Origin of the sequence: Aeromonas sp. ZOR0002 (assembly GCF_963866995.1) — a bacterium.
GTDB classification, from domain to species: domain Bacteria; phylum Pseudomonadota; class Gammaproteobacteria; order Enterobacterales; family Aeromonadaceae; genus Aeromonas; species Aeromonas caviae.
Map to the genome: position 1 here is coordinate 1 of NZ_CAWMFQ010000137.1, position 6857 is coordinate 6857.

Genomic DNA, 6857 nt, shown 5'->3' on the forward strand with positions numbered 1-6857 from the left:
GGATCTCGCTCAGGATCTGGTCGACCCACTGCTCGATGCGGGACTCGGTCTGGTCGTACTGGTTGGCGTCATCGAGGGCCAGCCCGACGAAGTGACGGCCATCGTCGATGAGCGCCTTGGAGGCATCGAACTCGTACCCCTCGTTGGGCCAGTAGCCCACCAGCTTGACTCCCTTGGGGACCAGCTGATCGTGCAGCAGGCCGAGGGCATCCTGATACCACTCCCCATAGCCCAGCTGATCGCCCATGCCAAACAGGGCGATGATGCGTCCCTCCAGATGCAGGTCGGCGATGTCTTCCCAGCGGGATTCCCAGTCCTCCTGCAGCTCGCCGAAGTCCCAGGTGGAGATGCCCAGGATCAGGATGTCGTACTCCTGCATGCGGGCGAGGGGCACATCCTTGATGTTGTGGAGATCGACCAGCTCGGGGCCGATGAGGGCGCGGATCTTCTCGGCGGCCATCTCGGTGTAGCAGGTGGTGGAGCCATAAAACAAACCTATCTTCATCGCTCTTCTCTTGATCGCAGTCGGCAAGGGGCGTGACCGGCACAGCGGCGCCCGGGGGGAGGGCGCCAGTCTAGCAGATTGCGCCGGGCTCTTCACCGCCTGAGGGGATGTGCAGCCTTGCCTTGCGGCCCGGGTGGGTCGGCACGTTACAATGGCGACCTGTTTCCCTGAGCGCGGCGCACCATGAGCAAAGCAGAATCCCATCCCCTGATCGAGCCGTTTCTCGACGCCCTCTGGCTGGAGCGGGGGCTCTCCGACAACACGGTCAGCTCCTATCGCACCGACCTGGAAAAATTTGCCCTCTGGCTCGATGAGCAAGGCGGTTCCCTGCTGCTGGCGGGGCTGGACGACATCCAGCACTACCTCGCCTGGCGGGTGGACCATCAGTTCGCGGCCAGCAGTACGGCCCGTTTCCTCTCGGCCCTGCGCCGCTTCTACCAGTATCTCAATCGCGAGAAGCTGCGCAGCGACGATCCCACCGTGCTGCTGGAGGGACCAAAGCTCCCCAAAAAGCTGCCATCGGATCTGAGCGAAGCCGAGGTGGAGGCGCTGCTGCAAGCGCCCCTGGTGGACGACCCGCTGGAGCTGCGGGACAAGGCAATGCTCGAGCTGCTCTACGCCACCGGGCTGCGGGTGTCCGAGCTGGTGGGGCTGACCGCCGAACACGTCAGCCTGCGCCAGGGGCTGGTGCGAGTGGTGGGCAAGGGCAACAAGGAGCGCCTGGTGCCCATGGGGGAGGAGGCGGTGCACTGGCTGGAGCGCTACTACCGGGAGGCGCGCACCCTGCTGCTGGGTGGCACCAGCTCAGACGTGGTGTTCCCCTCCAAGCGGGCCCGGATGATGACCCGCCAGACCTTCTGGCACCGCATCAAGCTCTATGCCCTGAGAGCCGGCATCAGGGGGGAACTCTCCCCCCACACCCTGCGTCACGCCTTCGCCACCCACCTGCTCAATCACGGCGCCGATCTGCGAGTGGTGCAGATGCTGCTGGGCCACGCGGATCTCTCCACCACTCAGATCTATACCCACGTGGCCAACGAGCGGCTCAAGGCACTGCACGGCCAGCACCACCCCAGAGCCTGATCGCCTCACCGGCCTTGCAACAAAAAACCGCCCGAAGGCGGTTTTTTTTCAGCACACGACAGGGAGGAAACGGTTATTTCCCCTGCTGGGATTTCAGCAAGTCGCGGATCTCGGTCAGCAGCTCCTGATCCTTGGTGGGGCCGGCCGGGGCGGCGGCTTCCTCTTCCTGCTTCTTCTTCAGGGTGTTGATGGCCTTGAGCCCCATGAAGATGGCGAAGGAGATGATCAGGAAGTCGATACAGGTCTGGATGAACTTGCCGTAGGCGATGACCACGGCAGGGGCATCCCCTTCGGCGGCCTTCAGGGTCACGGCGAGATCGCTGAAATCCACGCCCCCCAGGATCAGCCCGATGGGGGGCATGATCACGTCTCCCACGAAGGAGGAGACAATCTTGCCAAAGGCGGCACCTATGATGATACCGACCGCCATGTCGATCACATTGCCCCTGGATGCAAAGGCCTTGAACTCTTGAATCAGACTCATTTTTCCCCCTAGAAATGGACAACGTGCCACCTGAGCGCACGTCGATTTGAATAATAAAACATCAGCAAAACAGAGGGATGACTAAAGATGTCTCCCGTCGTCCTGATTAGCTTGCGGGGCTCAAGCCCGATTGGCAACCTGTCATCCCGTGATTTTTTCTTGCGGACGTTATTAATCGATCACTAATTAAGGTCTTTGGGAGAGGGAATTGTCTGGGTTACCTTATGAAACCCTTCAATCATGCCAAGTGAATGAGCTGATGCGATATTTACTGCTGGGAATGATGCTGCTGTGCGCTTTTGCGGCCAGCGCGGGGATGGACCCCCATGTGTTGAAACAGACCATAGAGCAGCGCCTCGGTGTGCAGGTCTACCTGGTGGACGAGACCCCCATGCCGGGCCTCTATCTGCTGGGCACGGCCCAGGGACTGCTCTACAGCGATGCCAGGGGAGACTATGTGCTGCAGGGCTCCATGCTGGATCTGGCCCACGACATGAGAAACCTCACCCGGCTCAGCCAGCAGCAGCAACGCAGGCTGGCGCTCTCCCAGATAGGGGAGGCCCGGCTCTGGCTCAAGGCCACCCCTGAACGCCACCGCCTCACCCTGTTTACCGATCTCGCCTGCGGTCCTTGCCGCATCGCGCTGGAGGAGTTGCCCCGCTTGCAGGCGAGGGGCGTGAGCGTGCAACTGCTGCCTGCACCTGTCGCCGCCTCGGATCAGGCTAGCTGGTGCGATCCCGGTCTGCTGCGCGAACTCAACTTCAGCGATCGTTTGCCTGAGAGCGGCTGTAATGCGATCCTTGCCCATCATATCGGCCTGAGCCAATGGCTCGGGATCAAGGCGTCACCGAGCTGGGTCCTGCCCAATGGCGACCTGGTGCGCGGTTACCAGAGCCCCGAACAACTGCTCAAGATACTGGATCACATCAATGCCCCTGCTAATCCGACGTCGTCCGCGAGTTGATGATTCCCATCTGCCCGCCACCCTGCACCCGCTGCTTCGCCAGATCTTCGCCAGCCGCGGGGTAGAAGACCCTGCCCTGCTGGAGCGCAGCGCCAACCAGCTGCTGCCGCCCCAGCGTCTGTTCGGCATGGCGCAGGCGGTGCCGCTGCTGGCCGAGGCGCTGACGGCGCAAAAACGCATTCTCATCGTCGGTGACTTCGACTGCGACGGCGCCACCAGCTCGGCCCTGTGCGTGCTGGCCTTGCGCGCCATGGGGGGGCACCACATCGATTTTCTGGTGCCCAACCGCTTCGAGTTCGGCTATGGCCTCACCCCGGAGATCGTCGAGCTGGCGGTGGCCCGCGGCGCCGAGTTCCTGATCACGGTGGACAACGGCATCTCCAGCATCGCCGGGGTGGCGGCGGCCAAGGCGGCAGGCATGCAGGTACTGGTTACCGATCACCATTTGCCGGGTCAGGAGCTGCCTCACGCCGACGCGATAGTGAACCCCAACCAGCATGGCTGCGACTTCCCCTCCAAGTCCCTGGCCGGGGTCGGGGTCGCCTTCTATCTGATGGCGGCCCTCAACACCCATCTGCGCCAGAGCGGCTGGTATGAGCGCCAGGGGCTGCGCGCCCCCAACGTGGCGGATTACCTGGATCTGGTGGCCCTCGGCACCGTGGCCGACGTGGTGGCGCTAGATGGCAACAACCGCATCCTGGTTCATCAGGGGTTGCAGCGGATCCGGGCCGGCCGTTGTCGCCCCGGCATCCAGGCGCTGGTGGATGTGTCGGGCCGCGACGGTCGTCGCCTGTGCGCCGCCGATCTCGGCTTTGCGCTGGGGCCGCGTCTCAACGCGGTGGGCCGGCTCGATGACATGTCCCTCGGGGTCGCCTGCCTGCTGAGCGAGGACATCAACCTGGCGCGCCAGCTCGCTTCCGAAATGGACAGCCTCAACCAGGAGCGCAAGGAGATCGAGCAGGGGATGCAGCAGGAGGCGCTCGCCACTTTGGAGCAGATCCGTTTTCGTGACGGCGAGGTGCCCTCCGGCATCGTGCTGCACCGAAACGAGTGGCATCAGGGGGTGGTGGGGCTGGTGGCCTCCAAGGTGAAGGAGAAGTACTACCGCCCGGTCATCGCCTTTGCCGAGAGCAGCGAGACCGAGCTCAAGGGCTCCGGGCGCTCCATCCCGGGGGTGCACCTGCGCGATGCGCTGGAACTGCTCGATACCCGCCACCCCGGCTTGATGGGCAAGTTTGGCGGCCACGCCATGGCGGCCGGGTTGACCCTGCCCAAGGCCAATATCGAGGCCTTCGGCCGGGCCTTCGAGGCGGTCATCGGCGAGCTGGTGACCCCTGAGCTCTTGACCGGGGTGCTGCTCACCGATGGCGAGCTGCTGCCGGACGAGCTCACCCTCGAGCTGGCGGAGCTGATCCGCGCCTCCGGCCCCTGGGGTCAGGCCTTTCCCGAGCCGCTGTTTGACGGGGAATTCGTGCTGGTGCAGCAGCGGCTGGTGGGGGAGAAGCACCTCAAGATGATGCTGACCACGGATTCCGGCCACGCGGTGGATGCCATCGCCTTTGGCGTCGACTTGCAGCGCTGGCCCGACGCTTCGGTGAAGCGGGTGCGACTGGTCTACCGGCTCGACGTCAACGAGTGGCGTGGCAACCGCAGCGTGCAGTTGTTGGTGGAGCATCTGGAAGCCGCCGGCCTCTGATCCCGCGAGTCTCTCTTGCTGTCGATGACGGCCACCTCAGGGTGGCCGTTTTTTTATGGTGTGAACCCGGATGTTGTCGTTGACCCGTCTATTGCTTCACAGTTTAAGCTTCCCTTCATCGGGTCACGGACCCCTCAGCGAGTGGTTGTCATGAAAATATCCGAACTGGCCCGGCGCTGCGGCCTGGCCCGCTCCACCCTGCTCTATTACGAGAAGCTGGGGGTGATTGCGGGCACGAGGGGCGTCAACGGCTATCGCCACTACGACGATGACGATCTGCAGCGGCTGCGGATGGTACAGGCCCTGCAGGCCGGCGGGCTCAGCCTCAAGCAGTGCCTCGCCTGTCTGGCGGGCGAGCTGGAGCAGGCGACACTGGAAGCCCGGGTCAGGGAGCTGGATGAAGAGCTGGCGCGGATGCAACGCGCCCGGGATCTGCTGGCGGATCTCGCCGGTTTGCGTGCGCACTCCGGCGACGAGTTCAAGGTCTGGCAGCAGCAACTGCAGCATCAAGCCCCGCAGGCTTACTTTGCCTGGGTGATGAAGCAGGGATTCAGTGAAAAAGAGCGTTACCACCTGCAGTGGCTCAGCAAAGACATGAATGAACATGAGCGCTACATCCGGGATTTCAAGCTGCTGCTGGATGGCATGAGCTATTGGGGGCCGGGCGATAGCCTCTTCACCCAGCAGCAATTTGCCGCGCTGCCCAGCCAGCCTCGCCGGATCTTCGACATGGGCTGTGGGCGCGGCGCCGCCACCCTGGCGCTGGCACAGGTGACGGACGCCCCCATCGTAGCCATCGATCTGGACGAGGAGGCGCTGGCCGCCGTGGCGAGATCGGCCAGTGCGGCGGGGCTGAGTCAGGTCACTACCCTGCGCGCCAACATGGCGGCGCTGCCGGCAGATCTGGCCCCCGCCGATCTCATCTGGGCCGAGGGGAGCGCCTACACCATCGGGGTGGCCAATGCGCTCAAAGCCTGGCGGGCGCACCTTGCCGGCCCTGATGCCTGCATCGTGCTGAGCGACCTGGTGTGGCTGACGGACACGCCGCCAGAGGAGGCGCTGGCGTTCTGGCAGCGGGATTATCCCGTCATGCAGACCCTGGCGGGCCTGCTCAAAACGGTGCAGGAGGCGGGTTATCGCTGCCTGTGGCACACCGAGTTGCCGCAAAGGGCCTGGCACAACTATCTGGACCCCATCGAGCGCAATCTGGCGCGCCACAGTGCCGAGCTGGGGGATAGCCCCGCCTGGCAGGACTTGAGCCGGGAAGTGGCCATCCACCGCCAACACCTGGGCAGCTATGGCTATGTGATCTGCTGCCTGCAGGCAGTCTGATCAGGTCATCCATTGAAAGAGAGCAAACGGAGAAAACCTATGAACATCATCATTCGGCCCGAAACAGGCGCCGATCACGACGCCATTGAAGCGCTGACCGTGGCCGCGTTCCTCAATGCCCCCCATACCGACCACAACGAACAGCTGATCGTGCGCGCTTTGCGCCAGGCCGGGGCACTCAGCCTGTCGCTGGTGGCGGAGCTGGAGGAGCGGGTGGTCGGTCACCTCTGCTTCTCGCCGGTGACCATCAGCGATGGCTGCCCGCACTGGTATGGTCTTGGTCCCATTTCGGTCTCTCCTGCGCTGCACGGCAAGGGGCTGGGGTCACGGCTGATGGAGGTGGGTCTGGCCGAGCTCAGGGGGATGGGAGCGGCTGGCTGCGTGGTGCTGGGGGATCCCGGCTTCTACGGCCGTTTCGGTTTCGTGCCCGAGCCGGGGTTGACTCTGCCCGGCGTGCCGCCCGAGTACTTCATGGCCCGCTTGTTCGGCGCTGCCATGCCCCGTGGCGAAGTGTGCTATCACCCGGCCTTTGTGCAGGAGTGAGGGTCACCGTGAGGGAAAAGAGAGGGCTCCTTGCGCTCATTGTGGTTTTTAATTGCCCTCTTTATTTATAAAGAGGGTTTTTAGTATCAATTCGTGGGTGTTTGCAGGGTTTAAAATTCAATAAAAAGATGAATTGTGATATATTCGGCCTAGCTGAATTCTCTTTTAAAGAAGGGACTCCCCGCTTGTCACCCTCTGGCCGACGCTCTACCTGGCCGATGGCGCTCGCCATCGCCTGCCTTCTGTGGCT

At 63.3% G+C, this 6857-nt stretch carries 8 protein-coding genes; 5 read left to right on the plus strand and 3 right to left on the minus strand.

Features of this window, described 5'->3' with window-relative positions:
• Positions 1 to 505 (minus strand): flavodoxin FldB (gene fldB, locus AACR77_RS08280; protein ID WP_042880759.1); only part of this gene is annotated, 505 nt, incomplete at its 3' end.
• A 183-nt stretch (positions 506 to 688) separates the two neighbouring features.
• On the opposite strand from fldB, the gene xerD reads away from it, so the two are divergent.
• The gene (gene xerD, locus AACR77_RS08285; RefSeq protein ID WP_042880761.1) at positions 689 to 1588 is read left to right on the plus strand and encodes a site-specific tyrosine recombinase XerD; all 900 of its coding nucleotides are present in this window, start codon (positions 689 to 691) and stop codon (positions 1586 to 1588) included.
• A gap of 73 nt (positions 1589 to 1661) precedes the next feature.
• Here xerD and mscL read toward each other — a convergent pair whose 3' ends face one another.
• A complete protein-coding gene (gene mscL / locus AACR77_RS08290) occupies positions 1662 to 2072 on the minus strand; it encodes a large-conductance mechanosensitive channel protein MscL (protein WP_010673746.1) in 411 nt (136 codons plus the stop codon).
• Between the two features lie 259 nt (positions 2073 to 2331).
• Between mscL and AACR77_RS08295 the strand changes: the two genes are divergently transcribed.
• The 4 genes from AACR77_RS08295 (at position 2332) to AACR77_RS08310 (ending at position 6607) form a co-directional block, all read left to right on the plus strand.
• Positions 2332 to 3036 (plus strand): disulfide isomerase DsbC N-terminal domain-containing protein, encoded by a 705-nt coding sequence (locus AACR77_RS08295; protein ID WP_042880775.1) that lies wholly within the window; start codon positions 2332 to 2334, stop codon positions 3034 to 3036.
• On the plus strand, positions 3002 to 4732 hold the full coding sequence (recJ, locus tag AACR77_RS08300) for a single-stranded-DNA-specific exonuclease RecJ (RefSeq protein ID WP_042880763.1): 1731 nt from the start codon (positions 3002 to 3004) through the stop codon (positions 4730 to 4732). The genes AACR77_RS08295 and recJ overlap by 35 nt, the downstream gene beginning before the upstream one ends.
• 150 nt (positions 4733 to 4882) lie before the next feature.
• Complete coding sequence (locus AACR77_RS08305; RefSeq protein WP_042880765.1) at positions 4883 to 6064, plus strand: MerR family transcriptional regulator; 1182 nt, start codon at positions 4883 to 4885, stop codon at positions 6062 to 6064.
• 39 nt (positions 6065 to 6103) lie between these two features.
• A complete protein-coding gene (locus AACR77_RS08310) occupies positions 6104 to 6607 on the plus strand; it encodes a GNAT family N-acetyltransferase (RefSeq protein WP_042880766.1) in 504 nt (167 codons plus the stop codon).
• Positions 6608 to 6668: 61 nt separating this feature from the next.
• On the opposite strand, the gene AACR77_RS08315 is transcribed toward AACR77_RS08310, so the two are convergent.
• Positions 6669 to 6857 (minus strand): hypothetical protein (locus AACR77_RS08315; RefSeq protein ID WP_231563181.1); only part of this gene is annotated, 189 nt, incomplete at its 5' end.

Bases quoted from the DNA above. Each gene is read 5' to 3' on its own strand.
- recJ (WP_042880763.1), top strand. From the start codon at position 3,002: ATGCCCCTGCTAATCCGACGTCGTCCGCGAGTTGATGATTCCCATCTG.
- AACR77_RS08305 (WP_042880765.1), top strand. From the start codon at position 4,883: ATGAAAATATCCGAACTGGCCCGGCGCTGCGGCCTGGCCCGCTCCACC.
- mscL (WP_010673746.1), bottom strand. From the start codon at position 2,072: ATGAGTCTGATTCAAGAGTTCAAGGCCTTTGCATCCAGGGGCAATGTG.
- AACR77_RS08310 (WP_042880766.1), top strand. From the start codon at position 6,104: ATGAACATCATCATTCGGCCCGAAACAGGCGCCGATCACGACGCCATT.
- AACR77_RS08295 (WP_042880775.1), top strand. From the start codon at position 2,332: ATGCGATATTTACTGCTGGGAATGATGCTGCTGTGCGCTTTTGCGGCC.
- xerD (WP_042880761.1), top strand. From the start codon at position 689: ATGAGCAAAGCAGAATCCCATCCCCTGATCGAGCCGTTTCTCGACGCC.